Origin of the sequence: Corynebacterium sp. HMSC072A02, from assembly GCF_001810085.1 — a bacterium.
Lineage (GTDB): Bacteria > Actinomycetota > Actinomycetes > Mycobacteriales > Mycobacteriaceae > Corynebacterium > Corynebacterium hesseae.
Window position 1 is genome coordinate 27,130 of record NZ_KV799812.1, and the last position, 23,005, is coordinate 50,134.

General features: G+C 60.4%; 21 protein-coding genes. 10 read left to right on the forward strand and 11 right to left on the reverse strand.

From position 1 onward, the window contains the following. Positions 1–142: 142 nt before the first annotated feature. Genes HMPREF2698_RS01605 through HMPREF2698_RS01620 form a run of 4 tightly spaced genes read left to right on the forward strand, consistent with a single transcriptional unit; the run spans position 143 to position 7,683 of the window. Positions 143–1,546: a decaprenylphosphoryl-beta-D-ribose oxidase gene (locus tag HMPREF2698_RS01605; protein WP_070561667.1), complete on the forward strand. Its 1,404-nt coding sequence runs from the start codon at positions 143–145 to the stop codon at positions 1,544–1,546. A gap of 14 nt (positions 1,547–1,560) precedes the next feature. Then, positions 1,561–2,319 carry a decaprenylphospho-beta-D-erythro-pentofuranosid-2-ulose 2-reductase gene (locus HMPREF2698_RS01610; protein ID WP_070520274.1) on the forward strand — a complete coding sequence of 253 codons (759 nt, stop codon included), beginning with the start codon at positions 1,561–1,563 and terminating at the stop codon, positions 2,317–2,319. A gap of 38 nt (positions 2,320–2,357) precedes the next feature. Next, positions 2,358–4,310, forward strand: coding sequence for a galactan 5-O-arabinofuranosyltransferase (locus HMPREF2698_RS01615; RefSeq protein ID WP_070561669.1), 1,953 nt, complete (start codon positions 2,358–2,360; stop codon positions 4,308–4,310). Between the two features lie 31 nt (positions 4,311–4,341). Next, a complete protein-coding gene (locus tag HMPREF2698_RS01620) occupies positions 4,342–7,683 on the forward strand; it encodes an arabinosyltransferase domain-containing protein (RefSeq protein WP_070561671.1) in 3,342 nt (1,113 codons plus the stop codon). Positions 7,684–7,686: 3 nt separating this feature from the next. On the opposite strand, the gene HMPREF2698_RS01625 is transcribed toward HMPREF2698_RS01620, so the two are convergent. Beyond that, entirely contained in the window at positions 7,687–8,517 is an 831-nt protein-coding gene (locus HMPREF2698_RS01625; RefSeq protein ID WP_070561673.1) for an alpha/beta hydrolase, read from the reverse strand. A gap of 14 nt (positions 8,518–8,531) precedes the next feature. Continuing rightward, positions 8,532–10,448 (reverse strand): M13 family metallopeptidase, encoded by a 1,917-nt coding sequence (locus HMPREF2698_RS01630; RefSeq protein WP_070561675.1) that lies wholly within the window; start codon positions 10,446–10,448, stop codon positions 8,532–8,534. Positions 10,449–10,490: 42 nt separating this feature from the next. Between HMPREF2698_RS01630 and HMPREF2698_RS01635 the strand changes: the two genes are divergently transcribed. Beyond that, positions 10,491–10,982: a hypothetical protein gene (locus HMPREF2698_RS01635; RefSeq protein WP_070520291.1), complete on the forward strand. Its 492-nt coding sequence runs from the start codon at positions 10,491–10,493 to the stop codon at positions 10,980–10,982. Further along, positions 10,979–11,821, forward strand: coding sequence for a PrsW family intramembrane metalloprotease (locus HMPREF2698_RS01640; RefSeq protein WP_070520294.1), 843 nt, complete (start codon positions 10,979–10,981; stop codon positions 11,819–11,821). Before HMPREF2698_RS01635 ends, HMPREF2698_RS01640 begins: the two co-directional genes overlap by 4 nt. A gap of 1 nt (position 11,822) precedes the next feature. On the opposite strand, the gene HMPREF2698_RS01645 is transcribed toward HMPREF2698_RS01640, so the two are convergent. Both HMPREF2698_RS01645 and HMPREF2698_RS01650 read right to left on the reverse strand, forming a co-directional pair. Then, positions 11,823–12,425: a zinc metalloprotease gene (locus tag HMPREF2698_RS01645; RefSeq protein WP_070520298.1), complete on the reverse strand. Its 603-nt coding sequence runs from the start codon at positions 12,423–12,425 to the stop codon at positions 11,823–11,825. A 101-nt stretch (positions 12,426–12,526) separates the two neighbouring features. Then, a complete protein-coding gene (locus HMPREF2698_RS01650; protein WP_083303761.1) occupies positions 12,527–13,300 on the reverse strand; it encodes a hypothetical protein in 774 nt (257 codons plus the stop codon). Between the two features lie 325 nt (positions 13,301–13,625). On the opposite strand from HMPREF2698_RS01650, the gene HMPREF2698_RS01655 reads away from it, so the two are divergent. Then, on the forward strand, positions 13,626–14,885 hold the full coding sequence (locus HMPREF2698_RS01655) for an HNH endonuclease signature motif containing protein (RefSeq protein ID WP_070520413.1): 1,260 nt from the start codon (positions 13,626–13,628) through the stop codon (positions 14,883–14,885). Between the two features lie 47 nt (positions 14,886–14,932). On the opposite strand, the gene HMPREF2698_RS01660 is transcribed toward HMPREF2698_RS01655, so the two are convergent. The 6 genes from HMPREF2698_RS01660 to HMPREF2698_RS01685 form a co-directional block, all read right to left on the reverse strand. Further along, complete coding sequence (locus HMPREF2698_RS01660) at positions 14,933–15,232, reverse strand: MGMT family protein (RefSeq protein ID WP_070561677.1); 300 nt, start codon at positions 15,230–15,232, stop codon at positions 14,933–14,935. After that, the gene (locus HMPREF2698_RS01665; RefSeq protein WP_070561679.1) at positions 15,204–15,908 is read right to left on the reverse strand and encodes a VOC family protein; all 705 of its coding nucleotides are present in this window, start codon (positions 15,906–15,908) and stop codon (positions 15,204–15,206) included. Before HMPREF2698_RS01665 ends, HMPREF2698_RS01660 begins: the two co-directional genes overlap by 29 nt. After that, on the reverse strand, positions 15,908–16,186 hold the full coding sequence (locus HMPREF2698_RS01670; protein ID WP_046648682.1) for an RNA-binding S4 domain-containing protein: 279 nt from the start codon (positions 16,184–16,186) through the stop codon (positions 15,908–15,910). Before HMPREF2698_RS01670 ends, HMPREF2698_RS01665 begins: the two co-directional genes overlap by 1 nt. Positions 16,187–16,205: 19 nt before the next feature. Beyond that, a complete protein-coding gene (locus HMPREF2698_RS01675; protein ID WP_070708104.1) occupies positions 16,206–16,853 on the reverse strand; it encodes a LysE family translocator in 648 nt (215 codons plus the stop codon). A gap of 80 nt (positions 16,854–16,933) precedes the next feature. Further along, positions 16,934–17,626 carry an SDR family oxidoreductase gene (locus HMPREF2698_RS01680; RefSeq protein ID WP_070520317.1) on the reverse strand — a complete coding sequence of 231 codons (693 nt, stop codon included), beginning with the start codon at positions 17,624–17,626 and terminating at the stop codon, positions 16,934–16,936. Positions 17,627–17,631: 5 nt separating this feature from the next. Next, positions 17,632–18,168 (reverse strand): NADPH-dependent FMN reductase, encoded by a 537-nt coding sequence (locus tag HMPREF2698_RS01685; protein WP_070520320.1) that lies wholly within the window; start codon positions 18,166–18,168, stop codon positions 17,632–17,634. A gap of 83 nt (positions 18,169–18,251) precedes the next feature. Between HMPREF2698_RS01685 and HMPREF2698_RS01690 the strand changes: the two genes are divergently transcribed. The 3 genes from HMPREF2698_RS01690 to HMPREF2698_RS01700 are packed head-to-tail and all read left to right on the forward strand — an operon-like array spanning position 18,252 to position 22,220. Further along, positions 18,252–19,394: a Fic family protein gene (locus HMPREF2698_RS01690; protein ID WP_070520323.1), complete on the forward strand. Its 1,143-nt coding sequence runs from the start codon at positions 18,252–18,254 to the stop codon at positions 19,392–19,394. A 23-nt stretch (positions 19,395–19,417) separates the two neighbouring features. Next, positions 19,418–20,032, forward strand: a complete 615-nt coding sequence (locus HMPREF2698_RS01695) for a sugar O-acetyltransferase (protein ID WP_232755543.1) — start codon at positions 19,418–19,420, stop codon at positions 20,030–20,032. Beyond that, complete coding sequence (locus HMPREF2698_RS01700; RefSeq protein ID WP_070520329.1) at positions 20,025–22,220, forward strand: ATP-dependent RNA helicase; 2,196 nt, start codon at positions 20,025–20,027, stop codon at positions 22,218–22,220. Before HMPREF2698_RS01695 ends, HMPREF2698_RS01700 begins: the two co-directional genes overlap by 8 nt. Here the strand turns inward: HMPREF2698_RS01700 and HMPREF2698_RS01705 are convergent. Continuing rightward, positions 22,217–22,993, reverse strand: a complete 777-nt coding sequence (locus HMPREF2698_RS01705; RefSeq protein WP_369815739.1) for a TSUP family transporter — start codon at positions 22,991–22,993, stop codon at positions 22,217–22,219. The genes HMPREF2698_RS01700 and HMPREF2698_RS01705 overlap by 4 nt on opposite strands. Between the last annotated feature and the right edge of the window lie 12 nt (positions 22,994–23,005).

Consider the following 23,005-nt stretch of genomic DNA (forward strand, 5'->3'; position numbering starts at 1 on the left):
ACTAAAACCACATAACCGGACAGTACAAATGTTCCGTTTACTTGGCTTTTGTACCTAATCTCACGTTTTCACTCACGCCACAGGCACTGTCACCTAGGTAGGGTAGAGAACCGACCCATCACATCGAATCAAAGAGTAAGAGATGGAACTGCATACTACTGAGAAGTCCCTCCACGGTTGGGGCCGCACGGCGGCGACAACCGCCCACGTTTTGTCCACCCCAGACGTCGACGTCATCAAGACTGCCGTCGCCCAGGTGGCTGAGGACAACGCTGATAAGCCCGCCCACCTGCGCCGCGGCGTCATCGCCCGCGGTATGGGCCGTTCCTACGGTGACCCCGCGCAAAACGCCGGTGGCCTCGTCATCGACATGCAACCCCTCAACAAGATCCACTCCATCGATCCGGAGTCGGGCATTGTCGACGTCGACGGTGGCGTCACCCTTGACCAGCTCATGAAGGCCGCTCTGCCCTACGGCCTGTGGGTTCCTGTCCTGCCGGGTACCCGCCAGGTCACCATCGGCGGCGCTATCGGCCCGGACATCCACGGCAAGAACCACCACTCCGCCGGTTCCTTTGGTAACCACGTCACCTCCATGGAGCTGCTCGTCGCCGACGGCCGCGTCCTCCACCTGGAACCGGAAGGTGAGAACAGCGAACTGTTCTGGGCCACCGTCGGCGGCATGGGCCTGACCGGCATCATCTTGCGCGCGCAGATTAAGATGACCAAGACGGAAACCGCCTACTTCATCGCGGATACCGACCGCACCGATAACCTCGATGAGACCGTGGCCTTCCACTCCGATGGCTCGGAGCACAACTACACGTACTCCTCCGCGTGGTTCGACGTCATCTCCCCGGAGCCGAAGCTGGGCCGCTCCACCATTTCGCGCGGCTCTTTGGCCACCTTGGAGCAGCTCGAGGAGCTTGCCCCGAAGCTGGCGAAGGACCCGCTGAAGTTCAATGCTCCGCAGCTGATGACGGTTCCGGATATCTTCCCGAACTTCACCATGAACAAGCTCTCCCTCATGGCCATCGGTGAGGCCTACTACCTCATGGGCGCCCCGGCGCGTAACCAGGTCAAGAACCTCACGCAGTTCTACCAGCCGCTGGATCTCATCGGCGAGTGGAACCGTGGCTACGGTTCCAACGGCTTCCTGCAGTACCAGTTCGTGGTGCCGACCGACGCCGTCGAGCCCTTCAAGGAAATCATCCGGGACATGCAGCGCTCCGGCCACTACTCCGCGCTCAACGTGTTCAAGCTCTTCGGCCCCGGCAACAAGGCCCCGCTGTCCTACCCGATGCCAGGCTGGAATGTCTGCGTGGACTTCCCCATCAAGCCGGGCCTGGGCGCCTTCCTCGACGATCTGGATAAGCGCGTCATGGAATTCGGCGGCCGCCTCTACCTGGCCAAGGAGTCCCGCACCTCGGCGGAGAACTTCCACAAGATGTACCCGGGCCTCGAGGGCTGGCTCAAGACCCGCAACGACATCGACCCGACCGGCGTCTTCGCCTCCGATATGTCCCGCCGCCTCGAGCTGCACTAGAAAGGAATCACCTCATGCTGAATGCAGTAGGCCAAGCACAACACATCCTCCTTCTCGGCGGCACCTCCGAAATCGGCCTGGGCATCGTCGAAGAATTCCTCGAGCGCGGCCCGGCCAAGGTCACCCTCGCGGCACGCGCCGACTCCCCGCGCATCGCGGATGCCCGCGCGACCATCGAGTCCCGCGGCGGCGACGTCGAGGTCATCGACTTTGACGCGACTGACTTCGAGGGCCACGGGGACGTCGTCAAGCGCGCCTTTGAGCGCGGCGATGTCGACGTCGCCATCATCGCCTTCGGCACCCTCGGTGACCAGGAAGAACTGTGGCAGGACCAGGCCAAGGCCGTCGCCTCCGCCCAGACCAACTACACCGCACCGGTCTCCCTTGGCGTCTTGCTCGGCCAGAAGTTCAAGGAGCAGGGCCACGGCACCATCGTGGCGATCTCCTCCGTCGCCGGCATGCGCGTGCGCCGCTCCAACTTTGTCTACGGCGCCTCCAAGGCCGGCGTGGACGGCTTCTTCATCAACCTCGGTGAGGCCCTGCGCGGCTCCGGCGCCAACGTGCTCGTGGTCCGCCCGGGCCAGGTCCGCACCAAGATGTCGGCGGAAGCCGGCGAAGCGCCACTGACCGTCAACGTATCCGACGTGGCCAAGGCCACCGTCAAGGCGGTCCTGGACGGTAAGCAGTCCATCTTCGTGCACCCGCTGTTTGAGTACGTGTCCTTGGGATTCAAGTTCATCCCGCAGGCGATCTTCCGGAAGCTGCCTTTCTAAAGTTCCGCTAAGTCCACGGCGTGTGGGAAACTACTTACATGACTGAGTCTCCCACCATGTCGTCTCCCGCCGTGTCCCCCACCATGGAATATGACGTCGACCGCCTATCGCGTCGCGCCACCCTCGTGGGTATCGCCGCCGCCGCTCTAGGTGGTGGCCTTGTCACGCTTCTTGGCTTCTTTGCCTTTAAGACGGTCTCCCTCCCGGCGTTCAGTACGTCGATGGTGACCCGTGCGCTGAGCACCGCGGGAACTGCGCTCACCGTTCTCCTGGTGGGCGTGTTATGCGTGTGGTGGGTCATTGGCAGCTCGCCGCGACCCCGGTGGCGGACGTGGCTCACCACCGCCCTGTGCTACATCTCCCCTGCGCTGCTAACGCTAACCAGCATCGGCCTGCCCCTTTCGGCCTCGCGCCTCTGGCTCGACGGCGTCCAGGTCGATCAGGTGTTCCGCACCCAGTTCCTCACCCGCGTCACGGAAGCCAGCTCCTATGCGGACATGAACTACGAAGGCCTGCCCACCTTCTACCCGTTGGGCTGGTTCTGGTTGGGCGGGCGGCTGGCCAACATCCTCAACATGCCCGGCTGGGAGGTCTACCAACCCTGGAGCCTCATCTCCCTGGCCGTGGCCGGGTGCATCCTGGTTCCGCTGTGGCAGCGGCTTGCCGGTTCCCTACCGGTGGCCACCGCCATTGCGTTGACCACCACAGCGGTGACCCTGACTATCGGCGCTGAAGAACCGTATTCCGCGGTCATCGCAATGGGCGTGCCCGCGGTCGCCGTCCTGTGTTCACACGCCTTCTACGGCTCCTCGTGGTTCTCCGCCGCCGCAATCGCCATCTACCTCGGAATCTCCGCCTGCTTCTACACGCTGTACACGGGCGCTGTGGCGCTTACCATCGTCAGCCTCATTGCACTCGTCACGTGCGTGGGCGACCGTACGTGGACTCCCCTCGTGCGCCTCGCCGCCATCGCGGCCGGATCCCTGGCCATCGCCGCGATTGCTTGGGCACCGTATCTGCACGCCGTCCTGCACGCCACCGCCCCGCTAGAATCCACCGCGCAGCACTACCTGCCGGAGGAAGGCACCCAAATCCCGGCGCCCTTCCTCTCCTTGTCCGTCATCGGCGCCCTCAGCCTTATTGGCCTGATCTACCTCATCTTGCGCGTTGACGAACCCGAAATCAGAGCCATGGGCACCGCGCTCGTCGGTACCTACCTGTGGACTTTGGCTTCCATGGTCATGACTCTTGCCGGCAGCACGCTGCTGGGCTTCCGCCTGGAGCTGATGGTCGCGGTGCTCTTCGCCACGGCGGGCATTCTCGCGCTGGCCGACGTCCGCCTCATGGGCCTGCCCACGCTCTACCCGGCGGGCATTACTGAGACCACCAGCAAGCGCGTGACCCTGGTCTTTGCCATCATCATGGGGCTGGGCGGTATTTACTATGCGCAGCAAATCCCCGCGACGAACGTGACCGCCTTGGATCACGCTTATACCGATACCGACGGCTACGGGGAGCGCGCGGACCGCTACACCAGCGATTCTTCCGCTAATTACGGAAAGATCCGCGAATTCATCGACGCCCAGGGCTACGCGGCCAACGACACCGTCGTCCTCACGGACGAAAAGCTCTTCATGGCCTACAACCCCTACTACGGGTTTAACGCCTTCACCAGCAACTATGCCAACCCGTTGGGAGAGTTCAGCACCCGTAACCTGCAGATTGAAGAGTGGGCTTCCAATTCCTGGGACCAGACTCCGAAGGAATTCTCGCATTCCCTCGAGTCCTCACCGTGGCGCGGCCCAGACGTGCTCATCTTCCGCGGGGACATCAAGGAACCCGGGGATGGCTACAAGACGCACTTGGCAGAAGACATTTACCCCAATCAGCCCAACGTGCGCTACCGCGCGGTGTTCTTCAACCCGGAGGTCTTTGAAGAGGGCTGGACCACTAAACAGATTGGCCCCTTCGTCGTCGCGGCCAGATCTTAATAAGCCATGGCGGTGACGTAGACTGATCGCCGTGTCAGATCGGAATACCTCTTCACTGCGAGCACCGCAGTCCCTGCGGCTCACCGCCATCATCGCTGGATTCATCGGTTTCCTGTGCTTTGTGGCCACGCCGCTGCTGCCGGTGAACCAAACCCAATCTTCCTTCGATTGGCCCCAGCAGGACTCCCTGCAGTCCATCAACGCCCCGCTCATCTCGGTGGCGCCGGAGGAGATCGATGCAGAGATCCCTCTGAAGGCCGTCGATAAGCTGCGCGATGGCCAGGACCTGCTCTACGGCACCGTGCCCCCGGAGTCCAAGAAGGCCTCCAACCGCGGCATGTTTGTCCGCGCCGGCGAGGATGGTCTCTCGGTGACCAGCCTCGATGAGGTCATTTTCTCACTCACGGCCGAGCAGGTGGCGAAGCTGCCTGAGGACTCCACGCTCCGCATCCAATCCACCGGTGACGGCACCACCGTCTCCTTGGGCAAGCACAAAGAGACCTCCGAGGAGGATCTCCGCCCTCAGGTCACCGGCGTTTATACCGAGATCGACGACTCCCCGGAAGCCCTCGCCGAGCTTGGCGACGACCTCCGCATCCACGTGGAGATCAACTCCCGCTTCACCTCCTCCCCGACACCGCTCAAGCTCATCGCCATGTGGCTGGGCCTGGCCATGGTGGTCATCAACCTGGTCTGCCTGTGGCGAATCGACCGCCTCGATGGCAAACGCCGTGGCTTCATGCCCGAAACTTGGAAGCAGATCCGCCCGCTCGATGGCGTCGTGGCGGCTGTTCTCGGCTGGTGGTACATCTTCGGTGCTAATACCTCCGATGATGGCTTCATCCTCACCATGGGACGCGTTTCCGATCACGCGACCTATATGGCGAACTACTACCGCTGGTACGGCGTCCCCGAGGCCCCGTTCGGCGCGCCGTACTACGACCTCGTGGCATGGCTGGCGCAATTCTCCAGCGCGTCCATCATCGTGCGCCTGCCTGCGCTTATCTCAGCGCTCATCATCTGGTTTATCTTGTCGCGCGAGATGCTTCCGCGCTTCGGCGCTCGCGTCAACGAGCGCCGCCTGGCGCACTGGACCGCCGCGTTCATGTTCCTGGCTTTCTGGCTGCCCTATAACAACGGCATCCGCCCCGAGCCCATCGTGGCCCTCGGCGTCATGCTGACGTGGGCCTCTTTCGAGCGCGCCATCTCCACCCAGCGCCTCCTTCCGGCGGCGGTGGGCACCATCATCGCCACCATCACCCTGGCCGCTGGCCCCACCGGCCTCACCGCGGTGGGCATCTTCCTGGTCTGCCTGCCCGCCCTGTTCCGCATCATGGGCAAGCGCGCTCCCCAGATCGGCTGGACAGCTCTCATCGCCCCGTTCCTTGCCTGCGGCACCGCTGTCATGGTCGCTGCCTTCGGGGACCAAACGCTAGCGTCGGTCCTCGAATCCACTCGCGTGCGTTCCGCGGTCGGCCCGTCCCTGCCGTGGTACTCGGAGTTCGTGCGCTACTCCACGCTCTTCGAGCCCTCCGTGGACGGCTCCCTGACGCGCCGTTTTGCCATGTTCACCATGCTCTTCTGCTTGGCGCTCATCATCTATGCCTTCATCAAGGACCACCGCGTCGTTGGTGCGGAGGCAGATCCCACCAAGCGCCTGCTGGCCATCATGGCGCTCTCGGCCTTCTTCCTCATGTTCACGCCGACGAAGTGGACGCACCACTTCGGCATTTACGCCGGTGTCGCCGGTGTCATCGCCGCGCTCGGCTCGGTGGTCCTTTCCCAGATTGCCATGCGCTCCCCGCGTGCCCGGACCTTCTCCATCGCCGCGGTGATCTTCCTCATGGCCATCTCCCTGGGTGGCTGGAACGCCTGGTGGTACGTGTCCTCCTTCGGCATCCCGTGGTGGGACCGCACCGTGCAGTTCAAGGGCATCGAGGCCAACACCGTGGTGCTGGCCATCGCCATGGTGGTCCTGGCGATTGGCCTCTACCAGTCCCTGGTTCACAGCTATCGCAAGAACAAGGCCGAAACCGCCGGCACCCTCGAGGAATTCGAGGCCGCCAATGCCGCCAAGGTCTCGCGCTGGGCGGGTGTCATGTCCGCACCGATTGCGGCGGCCTGCATTATCATCGTGGCCTTCTCGTGTGCCTCCTTTGCCAAGGGCTACGTGGCCCAGGCGGATTCCTACTCCGTGGGCAAGGGCAACCTGGCTTCCCTGCGCGGCGATACCTGCTCGCTGGCGGATTCCACCATGATGGAGACCAACACCAATGAATCCTTCCTCACGCCAGTCGAGGGCGAATTCCAGGACTCGCTCGTTGACAAGAAGGAGGACAACTTCGGTTTCGGCCCCAATATGATCAAGGAAGATATTGAGCCGGAGAACCTCAACTCGGCGTCGGTAGGCGCTATTGCCAACACCACCAGTGACGACTCCGCTGCGTCTAACGAGCAAACCGAGACCGAAACTGAAGAAAAAGCAACCGAAGTCACCGACTCCTCCGCCGGCGGCGTGCGCGGAACCCTGGGTGTCAACGGCTCCGAGATGCACCTGCCGTTCAACTTGGATTACCGGAAGGTCCCGGTCATGGGCTCCTACGATGAATCGCAGCGCTCGACCGCCACCATCACCACCCAGTGGTACAACTTGCCGGAACCTGGCGAAAACACCCCCGTCCTCTCGGTCGCTGCCGCCGGCAAGATTTACCACCACGACGTCAACGGAGTGGAGCAGGAGGGCACCGAGCTCACCTTGGAGTACGGAACACTCAAGGATGGCAAGGTCACCAACAAGGGTGAGGCCGAGCTTTCCGACGTCGGCGCGACCCCCAAATGGCGCAACCTCCGCATTGCTCTAGACGAGCTCCCAGAGGAGGCCAACGTTGTGCGCCTCGTCGCGGTCGATGATTCCACCGATGAAGACGATTGGATGGCGTTTACCCCGCCGCGCGTCCCGGAGCTTGCCACCATCAACTCCCAGTTCGATTCCTCTACCCCGGCACTCCTCGACTGGTCCGTCGCCCTGCAGTTCCCCTGCCAGCGCACCTTCGACCACTACGCCGGCGTGACCGAGATCCCGCAGTTCCGCATTCTTCCTGACGCCGCCGCACAAACCTCCCTCACGGACTTCCAGTCCTTCTCCGGTGGTGGTGCGCTGGCAACCGCGGAGGCAGTGAACTACTCCTATGAGATCCCGAGCTACCTCAACAACGATTGGGCGCGCGACTGGGGCTCCATTGAAAAGTATGAGCTGCGCACCAACTCCCGCGGCGAGGCCCCGCTCGAGGCAGATATCGACCAAGAAATTATCCAGCGCTCCGGCCTGTGGAAGAACTCCGAGATGAAGATTCGCCCGGAGGGCGAACAGTAGGGATTAGAGAAACTCGGCCGAATCTTTAACCCGCTGACGCGCCACGGCCGGGGTCGAAATACGGTGCATGGACACGTACTCCGCGGTCTGTGCACCGGGGATCTCCACGCGCTCAGCAATCTCGTCCTGCGCCGCGGTCTGGACCAAGATGTCAGAATACAGCCCCGGCAGCTTCTCAACATCGAGGACGTAGTCGCCGCGGATCTCCTCCGGCAGCTTGGCCAGCGCGCCAAAGTCGGGGAAGGTGAGGAGGAGGGCGTCGGCAGGCACCAGCGCTGCGAGCGCCCCACCGGAGGAATATCCCCACACCGTCACGCGCTCGGCACCATGCTCGCGGGCATAATCGACGGCCGCCTGAACCGACTGGACCATCTCCGCCACGGTGTGCTCCGGCGCCAACGGATAATCGACATCAATGATCGTCGTGCCCGACAACTGCGCTGCGGCAGCAACTTCGGGCCGCCATTGCATTTCTAGCGCCTTGCCGTCACCGCGCCACCAGCCGCCGGAGTGCAGCGACACCGCCCAGCGACCAGACTCTTCTGACGGCCTAAAAATCGCTCCAACCTCAGAGTCTTCAACGCTCACGCCTTCCGTAAAAACGGTGCCGGGCAGCGAGTGATCCACCGCGGATCCCAGCACCATCATGGAGGCCTGCACGATACGATCCGGCAGCAGCGCGCAATAGCGGTCCGCCTCCGGCGAACCTCCACCGGCCCACGGCGGGCGGAAATCCGGCAGCGGGTAGTGCACCTCCATGTAGGAGGAGAGCTGCTCGAGCTGTTGTTCTGGACTTAGCTGGCGATCCTGGCCACCGATATTCCACTCACTCATGGCCCCCAAGGGTACTACCAGATGGTGACGCGCTCCTCTGGGACCAGTCCACCCTCGACATCAAAAGCCTCGTAGAATTCGTCGATGTTCTCGGCGATGATGTTGCAACGGAACTCCGCCGGCGAGTGCGGATCAATGGCCAAGTACTGCGTGGCCATCTCTGGACGAATAGCAGTGCGCCACACGCGCGCCCACGCCAGGAAGAAGCGCTGCAGACCGGTGTACTCGTGCTCTGCCAATTCCGGCTCAGCGCCCTCGGCCTCAAACGGTGCTACCTGGCCGTTGATGTCCAAGCCCTTGTCGGCGCAGTAATTCTTGTAGGCCACCACAGCAATACCCAGTCCACCGAGGTCACCGATGTTCTCACCCAGGGTGAAGCTACCGTTGACACCCGCGGAATCGGTGCCCTCCAGCACCTTCGGCACCTGTCCCTGGAACTGGTCCACCAGCTTCGCGGTCAACTTCTCGAAGGCCGCGCGGTCCTCATCCGTCCACCAGGAGTTGAGGTTGCCCTGGCCGTCATACTGCGAGCCCTGATCATCAAAGCCATGCCCAATCTCGTGGCCAATCACCGCGCCGATGGCACCGAAGTTCTCCGCCGCGTCCGCGTCCGGGTTGTAGAACGGCGGGCGCAGAATCGCCGCCGGGAAGGTGATGTCATTAACTACTGGGTTGTAGAAGGCATTGACCGTCTGCGGGGTTGCGAACCACTCGTCGCGGTCGGCCGGCTTGCCAATCTTGGCCAGCTCATAATCGTGGCTCCACGCGCTGCCTGCGCGCACATTGGCCACCAGGTCCGCACCCTTGGGTGAAAACTCTAGGTCGGAATAGTCACGCCAGGTCTCCGGATAACCAATCTTGGCCTTGAACTGCAAGAGCTTCTCCAGCGCGCGCTCACGAGTGGCCGGGGTCATCCACTCCAGCTGCGAAATCCTCTCGCGGTACGCGGAGGTAAGGTATTCCACCAGCTCATCCATCTCGGACTTCGAGGATGGAGGGAAGTGCTTGTCCACGAAGACCTTGCCAATCTCCTGGCCCACCATGTTCTCTGCCAGGCCCACGGCGCGCTTCCAGCGGTCACGCTGCTCGGTAGCGCCGGAAAGCTTGGTTCCGTAGAACTCGAAATTCTTCCTACCGATCTCCTCAGTAAGGTACGGCGCGCGCGACAGCAGAATGTGCCACGTGGCCCACAGCTGCCAATCCGCCATGCGGCCGGCGGTAAACAGACCCTCCAGGTGCTCAAAATACGACGGCATCATGGCCACCGCGCGGTGCTCCGGCAGTGCCCCACCGTTCAGGATGGCGCGGGTGATGCTGGGCAGCTTGGCGACGTCCACCGGGTTATACGTCTTCACCGCATCACGCGAGGCCACCACATCCCAATGCCCTGCAGCAATTTCCTTTTCCAGATTCACGATGCGGGTAGCTGCAACCTCCGCCCCCAAGCCGAAGAGGCGAGCCGGATCCAGGAATCCAAGCATCGCTGCGACGTGCTTCTCGTAGGCCTCAAGCGTCTCCGCGTGGGCTTCCTCGCGGTAATAAGCCTCATCTGGAAGGCCCAGGCCGGACTGGATAATGTAGGCCACTGCCTCCTCGGAGCCGGAGTCCTTTTCTACCCAGAAGGTAACCGGGGCGCCGACGCCCTCGCGCTCCAGCACGCCCAGGTTGTGCGCCAGCTCTTCCGGGTCCGCCGCCACCAGCTTGTCCAAATCTTCGGCCAAAGGCGCCGTTCCCGCAGCGTTCACTCCCTCAACGTCCATGTGGGAGGAATACACGATCCCCGGACGGCCTTCGTCTTCCTTAACGATGTCATGGACGAGTTCCTCGGCTTCGTCGCGAAGCGCGTGAAAAGTCCCGTCAACACCGCGGTCATCGGGAATAACGTGGGACTCAATCCAGGGGCCATTAACAAACTGATACAGATCCTTCATGCACTTCACTCTATGTCAGATGTACCCGTTAGTGTGGTGTGCATGACTTCTTATCGTTTCCCGCCAGCGAAGATGACGGGGCCGTTTTTCGCTGTGCTTGGGGTGACCCTCCTCGTGCTCGGCACGCCCGCCGTCCTCAGCTTGGCGCTGCCGGACCACGATCCTGAAACCGAGCCTGTTGTCCTCGACGATCCTGAGTGGCGTCAGCCTATCGACGGCGTCGAATGCAGCGTGAACTACGATTCCGTGGCCAACCAGGCGTGGGATTGCGGCGATACCTTGGTCGAGGCCTACCTCACCTCTGATGTCGACGATGACGAGCTGGCCCTGCGCCGAGCTGTGCGCGCCACGACCTTCGGGTCGATGCCGAAAGAAGAAGTAGAAAACCAAGACGGCATCCTCGTACTGCGAACGTATACATACATCCCGGTCGTTGCCTTTAGCGTGGCCAAGGACGATCTCAACTACGAGCTCGTCTTTTCAGACGGAAACCCAGAAGAAATCGCCGATCAGTTTATGGAGGCCTTCAAGTGAGCAAGATCTTCCGCGTGGCGCTGTGGGTCATCATTGGTATCTGCCTGCCTGCAGCTCTGATCAACCTGTTAGGTGCTTTCCTCGTTGCCCCGCTGCCGGGCCTAATAAGCCTGCTGATCGGCTTTGCTTTCTTGGCGCTGGGGCTGTATCTGTGGCACCTCAGCCCGATGTGGGCGCGACCTGCCAAGGGATGGGCCACAGCCAGCGTGCTGTGGGGAGCCGGCACCGCGGTGTCTTTGGCGCTCCTATCAGCACTTCCGTTCAGCTCCCTCACCAAGGGCGTGGGATGGGAAGAATCCATGATGTCATGGTCCGGAGCTTATCCGGAGGAGTTCGCCAAGGCGCTGGGCGTGGTTTTTGTGTTACTCAGTTTCCGCCAGCTCAACCGCCCTTGGCATGGTTTCATCGTCGGCGCGCTTGTGGGCTGGGGTTTCGAGGTCTTTGAAAACGTCCTCTACGCTTCTCTCGGCGCCGTCATGCACCCGACGTCTGATTGGATTGGCATGCTGCAGATGTGGGGGCTCCGCCTTGTGGCGGGCCCAGGCCTACACATGTCACTGACGGCCATCGCAGGCTTTGGCATCGGCTGGGCCATTTACGCCGCCCACAAAACGTGGTGGTGGCGCCTCGGAGTGGGCGTGGGCGCGCTTTTTGTTTCCTTCTGTCTCCACTTCGCGTGGAACTACATGTGGGATGAGACATGGCAGCTGGTCACGCAGTACATCGTGGTCGCGCTCATTCTCTACCCCATCGTCATCACCCTGGGGCTTCGCGCCCACCGCCTAGCCAAGGCGGACGATACCTACTCGCACTCGCCCGGCTCAGCCAGCCTGCGCTGAATTAGTCAAACTGCCCCTGCAGGACAGCCACGGCGTCAAGCGGGGTCACATGATAGGAAATGGGGTTCTGGTTTGCACCGGCCATGAGGGCGTGGGCGCAGGAGTGGCCCGCTCCCATCATGTGGCCGAGCTCGTGAGCGATGGTTCCCTGAAGCGCCTCTGGGTATTGAGCGGTGGCCGCCTTGATGAAGAGCATCCCGTGGTCCGGGTAGGCCGTACCCTGGACGTAACCATTCGGCTCCGGCTTATAGATGATGGCGATGGTGTCATCATCGGCCTCGGACGGCGCTACTTCCTTCAGAGAAGCCTTACCGTCGAGAGCATCGTTCCACTCAGCTACCGCGGCATCGAGCTGCTCGCGGTAGGGGAAGTTATCCGCCACCTTGTACTTGAGCACGCCGCTCTTGAAGTAGGAAGGAACGGAATCAGCATCGTGCAGAATCGACGGATCCGGAACCGGCTTTCCTTCGTTTGCCAACTTGGTGATGGAGGTGCAGGTGCCAGGGGAAATGAGCGAACGAGTTTGGTCGCTCTTCGCCGAAGCCGACGGGGCAACGGTCAAAGCAACAACAGCAATGGCCGCGATGGACAGGGCCTTACGCATAGGGAAATACCTTTCGGGTTAGTAACCGCTTATTTGGTAGCCGAGAATATATTAATTTCTCAGTTTCCGCAAAGGTAAAACTTAGCTAAACCCGTGGCCAATCAGCACACGTGCGATGAACTAGGCACAGCGCGCTTCAGCTCCGCACACGCCCTATCGCGCAGGTCCTGAGGGGGCGTCGGCAAGCTCGGCGCTTGCGGCTGTACCTCCACCGCGCCGAGCACATCTGCGGTGAGATCCGCGGGAGATCCATAGGTATTTGCCGCCACACTATATCCAGGACCGAAAGAAGCGCTCGCATGCACCTGCCGGTCATCCGACCACCCAAATTTCGTTCCGATAATGCCCGGAATCCGCGCGGTGCCGAAGTCCTGACGATATCCGTCGGATGCCGTAGGCGCTGCCGTCGCCATACCTTTCATGAGCGGTGCAGCAACTGGGTCACCAGATATCACCCCAATAAAGCGAGCGAGATCCTCCGTCGACGTCGTGGTATTGCCCCAGTAACCGTTGTGATGGGTCTCCCCCAAGCGATATTCCCCGATGATGGAAGGTATGGCCTGCGGATACTTCCGCTCCAGATCGCTAGCGGTGCCATCCTCAGAGAAGCGAACCATGTTTTCCACCCGCGCTTTATCCTCCGGCGCGCCATATTTCAGGACCCACATTCCTAGGTACAGCTTCGCGAGGGATAGCGCAGGACGAGACTCGTGGCCATTTCCAGTGGAAACCGAGTTTCCGTCGGCATAGCGCACGGTCATTTGAGTGCGTGGCGGAACCTTTCCAGGATCAAACGTCAGGGCCTGGGCGGATGGCGCAGCGACGGTCGCTAGCGCAAGACCAGCAATAAGGGAGCGGAGTTTAAGCACTTTCATAGATTAACTCAAGCCACAGCTTCAACAGGCTTGATTGGTACATAAGCGCCGCTGCCCAAGGGATTCAGCGCGCACCCTTCCCCACGCTAGGGTTCGAACAGTAATTTTATTAGCTTCTTACCCAACAAGCCCCTCCCAACGAAGCTCAAAGCGGCGGAAGGCTGGGTAAATGCAATATCAGTAGGCACATTCACCTCTCTAATCACAACTTTCCGCCAGGGTATAGACTTTCCAAACGGTACAGAATAAACTCATTTTTCGAAAAGGGATTCGGACAGTGGGGGTTCGGTCCTTCTCAATATCTCTAACGAAAGAGGGGGTTGAATTGTCTTCCACTACAGAAGCCGTTGTTTTCTATTTCTCTCATTCCAATCCGAACGACCCGGTCTGCATGAAAGGTAAAGCCATACGCCAAGCAGACTACGAGTTTTGGTCTAGCGTCCTTCCCGCCTTGGACGAGGACTCAGATACAGCGTGCATGCGCCTTGGGCTAAAGACCGGCAAGGCGGCCGGGACGGTTGCTCGCATAATCATGGGGATTTACCGCCTGAAAGAGCTACCCCAGCTCAAGGCCCTGCAAGATGCAGATTTTTTGCTGGACTTACCCGCTTTGATTGCCATCGACCAGGTCATGGCTAAACTCGGCCAACCTTCCACTGAGGTAGTAGCCGCCATTGACGCTGCGTTGGCCCGTTGGCTTACGCCTACGAAGCCAAATCAGGTATTTCCCACCACGTCGCAGATTCGTCGCCGCATGCGTGACCTTGTCAAGGTCCATGATGACTCCATCGCAGTGGAGGATAAGCGCACAAAGAATCGATATTCCATTCTCACCCGCGACCAACGCGCCACCATAGAACTAGAGGTGGATAGCAGCGTTGGAATCATCATCCATGAGGCCATTAAGGCAGCTGCTGAAAAGCATGAAGTCTCGATGGCAGAAGCACTAATCCTTTTAACGACTGGAAAGGTAGAACCAGAAGCTGCCCGAGTAGTGCTCCACACTTATCAAGCGAGTGATGTCGAAGACGCGCCAGTGTATGTAGAAGGGCACGGCTGGCAGGTAGAGAATATCCCAGCACAAGCCGTAACGAAAAGGGACTTGAGCACCAAGCCGAAAGCCACTAATGGCTACGGACCAGCCACGTTGGTTCGCAAATATGTTGAAGGGCGCGATGGCACCTGCCGTGCAGCTGGCTGCGGAATGCCGGCGTGGCTGTGTCAATTAGACCACCGTATTAACTATGCCGATGGTGGGCCAACGCATCCGGACAACATGGTGGCGTTGTGCCAGCATCACCACAACATGAAGACCGATGGGCGGGCGTTCTATTTTTTGGACCCCGATACCGGGGATGTGGTCTGGCTCTTTGAGGATGGAACCTGGGCAATCACGGAACCTTCCGGGCCACTAGCACCAAAGAACAAACGCTGGGCGCGAAGCGTTGCGCAAGATATTGAAGGTTACCGCGCTAGGAAGCACCGGGAAGCTCAGGAGCTGAAAGCCGAGCTAGACCAAGAACAGCAAGCAAACACAAATAAGAAGACCGCTTATGGCAAGGGAGATGAAGAAATCCCCTTCTAGATAACTAGGTTCGTCGCTTAAAACGACGAAACACATTGGTGCTCGGCTTAGAGGAGGTAATTGAGGTCCGCCGCATCCAGCCCGCATTCAGCGAGCACCACACTGTCGCCGCGGTGTGGAATACCTTCGGCATCCCACTGGGCTTGGGCGGCGGGGGTATGGGCGCGGCCCGTACTGTTGACCACCCGCCACCAGGGCAGATCCGCGCTTTTCGACATCACCCAGCCCACATACCGCGCACCGACCCCTACGACTTTGGCGATCTCTCCGTAGGTGGAGACGTTGCCAGGCGGAATGCGGAGAACGACCTCCGCAACCCTAGAGCTCGATGAGTTCTTCGGGGGCATCCTCGACCTCGCACAAGGTAAGCGTCGCACCCGTGGAATCCTCAATCAGGCACAATCGGCCGAATGGTGAGTCGTGGGGCTCGCGGATAACCTGCCCGCCATTCTCCACAACAGCCTTCGCTGCTTGGTCGATGTCCCGCACACCCAAGTATGTTTGCCAGAAACTCGGCAAACCTTCCGCATGCCAGAACCCAGCGAAGGCAGCGCCTTCTTCCTCCGCAACTGCATAATGCTCATCACCACGGATTTCCCAATCGAAGAGCTCACCATAAAAGTCCAGCGCTGAGTGAAAATCCTCCGAGACCGTCAGCTCGTGCCACACCGGGGTGCCAGGCTCACCGCCGGCGACGAAGCGGTCGAGCTCCGGCTGCGTCAAGCCAAACATGGCACCGGACTTGTCGAGTACGAGCGCCAGCGGAGCACCTAAAGCGAGGATTTTTCCGCCGAGTTGTTCTACTCGGGCGCAATCGGCTTCCAAGTCGCGGGAGAGGAAATAGGTAGCCCAGGTGTCCTGGCCCGGAACAATTTCTGCAATCGGCAGACCTTGAAGGCGGGCGATGCCATCTTCGAATTCCCAGCCCAGCACGGCCGAGTAAAACTTCTCGGAGGCTTTCACATCAGAACTGGCCAGAGTAATCCAGTAGGGCATTCCTACTTCAGCTTCAAAAGCGGGCATTAAAGGTTCCTCCACTTCTCCGGGTCGAAGTCATCATCAGCGGTAGCCTCATCAAAATAATCGTCGTCGTCTTCGACGACGCGGGCGCAAGTGTCGGAGACACAGATGACGTCGCCAAGCGCCAGCGTTGCTCCGCGCTGCTTCGTCACTTCCCCATTGACGGTGACCTGACCCTGCTCGATGAGTTCTTTGGCCTCTCCCCCGGTGGCGACCAAGGAGGCCAGTTTGAGGAACTGGCCGAGCTTAATGGATTCTCCCTTAATTGAGACTTCTAGCATGTTGACCAGCATACCCAGCTCAAAGCGCAAGAATTCCCTCTGCCAGAATGATGACGCCAAGCAGGGCAAACACGACTCCGCTGAAGATATCTACCCCGGCGGAGTTCTTTGCCATCCACTTCGCCACCGCACGGGTGCACAACGCAACGCCGACAAAAATAATGAGGCTTTCAATAATCAGCACAGAACCAACCGTGGCATTCGCGCTCAAGCCCATGCCCGGATCGATGAAGTTGGCGAAGATAGCGCCGAAGAAGATGAGCACCTTGGGATTAGAAAGATCGCTGACCAGGCCCATGCGGTACGCCGTACCGAGTTTGATGATGCCGTCCGGGGTGAACCCGCGCGGTTGAGGATTCATGGTTGCTGGAGCACGACGCTCTTTAATGCCGCTGCTTATTGCAGAAAATGCCATCCATAGCAGATAGCTACCGCCGGCAATCTGCAGCGCCACAAGGATTTCAGGATGGGCCGAAATCAGCGCGGTAAGCCCCGCCAGCGAAGCAACGGTCCATATCATCAAGCCAGTCGTGCTACCTATTGCGGCCCACACCGCTGCACGCGTGGAACGCGCACCCAAACGAATAATCTGAACCACATCTGGCCCCGGCGAAGCCATCGCCGCGAACCACACACCCATCAAGGCCACTATGGCGCTGAAAGCCACCTAACACCCCCATACTCACATGCGTTTTCACTAACACATGCCACTATAAGAGGCGTCTCACCTGCAGCGAAACAGGTAAATTAGCTTTGCGTACGCGGCTTAATAGTCATGGTGTCAATGTTGACGTGCTCCGGCAGGGACGCCACCCAACGCACTGCCTCAGCGATGTCTTCTGCGGTGAGGTTGAGCTCGCCGTCATAAACTTGTGCGGCACGTTTGGCGTCACCCCGAAAACGATTGAGGGAAAACTCCTCCGTGGCTACACGGCCCGGGTCAAGTTCGGTAACGCGAACGCCGTGCTCTTCAATACGCAGTGCACGAGAAATCACGCGGACGCCATGCTTGGCGGCGTTGTAACCGGAACCGCCCTCGTAGACGTTCCACCCGGCCACGGATCCCATGTTGATAATGAGCCCGCCCCGCAGCTTCGGCATGAGAGCCTGGATCATCCGAACGGTGCCAAGGACGTTGACGTCATACATCCACTGCCAATCCTCGATGGTGGTGTCCACGAGGGGCTCCAGGCCCTTAGCGCCACCGGCGTTGTTGACCAGCAGGTCAACGCGGTCGAGGTGGGAAACGAACTCGGCTACGGATTCGTCCGAAGTGACGTCGAGGGCATAGGCCTCGCCGCCGATGTCGTTCGCGAGGGCCTCAAGGCGCTCCACGCGCCGCGCGCCGACGACGACACGCCAGCCGTCAGCCGCCAACGCTCTTGCCGACGCCTCCCCAATCCCCGAAGACGCTCCTGTAACGACTGCTACTTTTTCCATGCGCCCTAGGATAGGGCTTCTTCCAGCTCGGCGCAGATGTTTTCGACGATTCCACTCTTGAAATCAGCCGGGGTGAAGGTGCCATCCTTCATGTCGGTATTTAGCGAGATATCCAACTGAGTGCGCAGCTGCGGCATGGAGAAGTTCGCCATGATAAGGCGCCACGCCTCTACCGCGCGGATGCCGCCGCTGAAGCTGTAGCCCACGTAAGCAATCGGCTTGGCCACCCACTCGGCACCGAGGGAATCGACGGCGTTCTTGAACGCGCCCGGCACGGAATGGTTGTACTCCGGGGTGACGAAGATAAAGGCATCGCAGGAATCGATAGCATCGGACCAGGCCTGCACATTCGGGTCCTCGTAGTTTTTGTTTGCCGCCATAGGAATGACGGAGGTGGTGAGGATCGGGACATCGAAAGCCTTGAGGTCAATGAGCTCGTAGTCCACGTCGCGGCCCTGAGCGAGGTCGGTGACCCACTGGGCGATGGCCAGCCCGGCGCGGTCGTCGCGGGTAGAGCCGAGGATGATGCCGATTTTCGCCATAAGGATGCCTTTCATGATTTTGTTAACGCGTCAACGTCTGAGGGTACGCCGATATGTCGACGCAATCGACAAGTCACCCAGATATGTCGAAAATTCTAGAAAAAATCGACATATCCGCTCAACATGTCTATTCTTTTACCATGCCAACCTATAGCCCGGACACCCCCTACAATGGGCTTCCGCCCCTCCCACCAGCAGAAGTGGTGGAAACCGTTCCCGTGCTTAAGGCCATCATCGATGCTAAGGAAAAACTGGCTGAACTGCGTACGGCCTGCCAGCTCATTCCCAACCCGGAGATCATCACCTCAACGATTCCACTGCGTGAGGCTCGTGCTTCCTCCGAGATTGAGAACATCGTCACCACTAATGACGAGCTCTTCCGTGCGGCGTGGCACGTCGATGCTGAGCCGACTCCTGCCACCAAGGAGGCTCTTCGCTATAACGCCGCGCTCCACGCTGGACTTTCCTCGCTATCGCAGCGACCTCTATCCGAGAAGACGGCAAAAATCGTATGCAGCACCCTTCTAGATACTCAGGCCGAGGTGCGTTCACTTCCGGGCACATTTATCGGTAACCCTGTAACGAAGGAGCGGCTCTACACCCCACCTGAAGGAAAGGAGATTATCGAGGGCCATCTCGCAGCGTGGGAGGACTATATATATTGCAGCCACGACGTTGATTCCCTCGTAAAGATGGCACTGCTTCACTATCAATTTGAAGCAATCCATCCTTTCTACGATGGCAATGGGCGCACTGGACGAATCCTTAACGTCCTCTACCTCATTCAAGAAGATCTTCTTGAGCTGCCGGTTTTATACCTGTCCGGGTATATCGTCGACAACAAAGCAGACTACTATCGCTATCTCAACGCTGTTACAGCCAAGGGAGCATGGCAAGACTGGCTTCTCTTTATGATCCGCGGCGTTCACGCAGCGGCTGCCGACGCCTCCTCGATGATTACCCAGCTTCGGGCTATCCAGGAAAACACTGCGCAACGAATACGTTCTGCGGGCGTGATTAACCATCCCCTCGAGATGGCCGAGCTCATTCTTATCAAGCCCTATGTACGCATTACTGACGTGGTAGAGATGGGCTTCGTCAAACGCCAAACTGCCAGCGCGTGGCTGGCACATCTCGTAGATTTAGGAATCCTCGAAGAAATCCAACAAGGCCGCTCCAAGGTTTTCCTTCACCGTGCCGCTCTCGATGTTCTGACTCGAGACTAAGACGAGGGAATAGGATGGCTGACATGCATCACCCAGACGAAGGATCCTTTGAGCGCATGACCAGCGGGCAGTGGTTCATGCCCGGTGTCAACGAGGAGGTCAGCGCCGAACATCGACGCGGCTTCCTGCTGGTCAAGGAGCTCAATGAGCTGCACAACACCAACCCAGAGCGCGCGAAGGAGATCTTGCGAGAGCTGCTTTCGCCCGAGTCCGAGGTTCCCGGGCTGCACGTCCCGCTCAACTTGGAGTATGGCTGCAATGTGACCATCGGAAAGGGCGTCTTCATCAACTTTGGTGCGACGATCCTGGCGCAGGCGCCTGTAACCCTCGGAAATCACGTCATGATCGGTCCGAACTGCTCGCTTATTACCGTGGGGCATCCTGTCAACGATCATGAGATGCGAGCAAACGGTTGGGAGATTGCGAAGCCTATCAGCGTCGGCGATAACACGTGGTTCGGCGCCAATGTCACTGTGTTGCCGGGCGTGACCGTGGGCAAGAACTGCGTCGTGGGAGCGGGCACGCTGGTGACTAAGGATATCCCGGATAACTCGCTGGTCTTGGGCTCACCGGGACGTGTGGTGCGCAAGCTGGAGGACAACGAAGATAGGTGGGAGCGCCAAGATCTCGATGTTTGATCTCAAGGCGATCGGCAAAGGACTCCCCGTCCTAGAGACTATTGATTCGCTTCCGTCCGCCGGTCACGTCGTCGTCCAGGCCCCGCCCGGCACGGGTAAGACCACGCTCGTTCCGCCGGCGCTGGCTAACCAAGTAGAGGGCAAGGTTCTCGTCACCGCGCCGCGCCGAGTAGCTGTGCGTGCGGCGGCAAACCGCCTTCAAGAGTTGTCAGGCCAGCGCATCGGCTATGCGGTGCGCGGTGATTCCCGCAAAGGTCAGGACGTCGAGTTTGTTACCCCCGGCGTGCTGTTGCGCCGACTGTTGCGGGATCCGGAACTCACTGGTGTTGATGCCGTAGCCATCGACGAGGTGCATGAACGCCAGCTCGATACCGATTTGGTGCTGGGCATGTGCTTGGAGTTGGCGCAGCTCCGCGATGATTTCCGGGTCATTGCCATGTCCGCGACTGTCGACGCCTCCCGCTTCTCCCAGCTCATGGGAGGGGCGCCGATCCATTCCACTGAGGCAGTGACGTACCCGCTCGACATTTCCTATGAACCGATTCCGGGACGTGCCGCGGGCGATCGGGAGTTTTGGAAAGGCGTGGCCAAGGTTGCCGCGCGGCAGCACGAGTCCACGCTGGTCTTTGTTCCCGGCGTGCGCGAGGTCAACCTGGTGTGTGATGCATTGAGCGGCCACAACGTTTTTCCGCTCCACGGCCGCCAAACCACGCAGGAGCAGGACGCGGCCCTGTATACGCGAGAACAGCGCATCGTGGTGGCGACGTCTATTGCGGAGTCCTCGCTGACCGTGCCGGGCGTGCGCACCGTCATCGATGCTGGATTGTCCCGCGTTCCCAAGCGGGATGCGCAGCGCGGGATGAGTGGGTTGGTGACAGTGTCGACGTCGAAAAGCAGCGCCGACCAACGCGCCGGACGTGCCGGGCGTGAGGCGCCGGGTACCGTCGTCCGTTGCTATTCGCAGGAGGATTACCAGCACTTTTCTCCGCACGTGATTCCAGAAATCCTTTCCGCCGACCTCACGCAGGCGGCGCTGTTCATGGACTGTTGGGGCGCGGGATCAGACTTTCCGTTACTTGATCAACCGCCGAAGGCTGCGCTTGCCGACGCCCACCGCACCCTAGATCTGCTTCATGCCACTGAAGAGTTGGCGCTTTTGCCGGTGCACCCGCGATGGGGCGCGGCACTGTTGAAGTACGGTGCGGGGGCAGCATGCACGATTGCTCGTCTGGATGATTCGGACCCGAAGCGGCTTGCCCGCTTGGTGCCCAACAACGGGCCGGTGGACCCAGGCGTGGTGGTCGCTACCGCTTTCCCAGAGTTCGTGGCTAAGCGCGTGGGTGACAAGGAGTACTTGTTAGCGAGCGGTACCCGCGCGCGGCTACTCAACGGTGAACAGGGAGCTGACTGGTTGGCGGTGGCTGAGGTGTCGTTGGCGCAATCCGGTAACGCCGTCATTCGTGAAGCAGTGGCTATCGCGGACAAGGATGCGCTCGAGATCGTCGGCGTCACGGAGGAGACGCGAGCGTTTCTCGACGGCTCCAAGGTCCGCGGCGTGCGCGTGCGTGCGGCAGGTGCCATCGTGTTGTCGGAGACGCCAGTAAAGGTCACCGGCGATGAGGCGGTGGAGGCATTGCGCAGGTCCGGACAGGGCTTAAGCTTGTTCCACTTCAGCGAGAAGGCCCAGAACCTGCGGGAACGTCTGCGGCATCTGTATCGGGCCTACGGAGAGCCCTGGCCAGATATCGACAATGCCAACCTTGAGTGGCTGGATCCGGAGCTGCATGAGTTGGCGATTGGCGGGCGCCCAGACATGTATCCGGCGCTGCAACGATTGCTGCCGTGGCCCGAAGCCAGCCGCTTGGACGAGCTCGCGCCGGAGCGTTTGCCGGTGCCGTCCGGGCGTGATGCAAAGATTGATTGGTCCGGCGAGCGCCCGGTGGTTTCCATCAAGTTGCAGGAGTGTTTTGGTTTAGCGGAGTCCCCCGAATACTGCGGCCACCGCGTGCAATTCCATCTACTGTCTCCCGCCGGGCGGCCGCTTGCTGTGACCGATGACTTGGCCAGCTTCTGGTCCGGGCCCTATGCCGGGGTGCGCGCCGACATGCGCGGGCGCTATCCCAAACACCCGTGGCCCGAGGACCCGTGGAATGCGGTGGCCACCGCAAAGACGAAGAACAGGATTTAACCCCACTGCTGCCAGGCCAGGTACACGCTCATCACCACGACGAGAGTGAGCAGCGCATAACGGATGAGCTTCGCACCGCCGCCGAGCACTGTTCGCGCGCCCAGCTGCGCACCAATGATATTTGCCGCTGCGAGAACAAGTGCTAGGCCCCATACCACGTGCCCGCCCACGATGAAGACCACGAGCGCGCCGACATTGGTGCACGTGTTGACCACCTTGGACATCGCGGCAGAGGTAAGGAAGTTCTGGGAAAAGATGGCAGTGAAGGCCATGATGAGGAACATACCGGTGCCGGGGCCAAAGATGCCGTCGTAGAAGGCAATGGCCGCCACGGCGGCTAACCCGGCCCACGTGCGCCAGCCGCCGCGGATACCGTCTCCTTCGCCACTGCCGAAGTCTGGGCGAAAGGCCACGAAGAGGCCGACTGCCACCATAAGCACGATGATGACCGGCCGCATGACGTCCTTGTCCATGAGTGCGGCTGCTGCAGCGCCGAGCCCGGAGCATAGGAGGGCGATAAGACCCATACGGATGAGCTCGCCCTTCGGCGGGCGGACTTTCCTGACGAGCGTAATGGCCGCGGACGCTGTACCAGATACCGCCGCCACCTTGTTCGTGGCCAGCGCGGTGGCGGGAGCAAGCTGGGGTGCAACCGCCAGAATGAGGGGAATAAGGACGAGGCCGCCGCCACCAATAACGGCGTCGATCCATCCGGCCACGGCAGCTCCAATAGTGAGAATCGCCCAACCACTCAATCCAAAGCCCATGACCATCATTAAACTCGA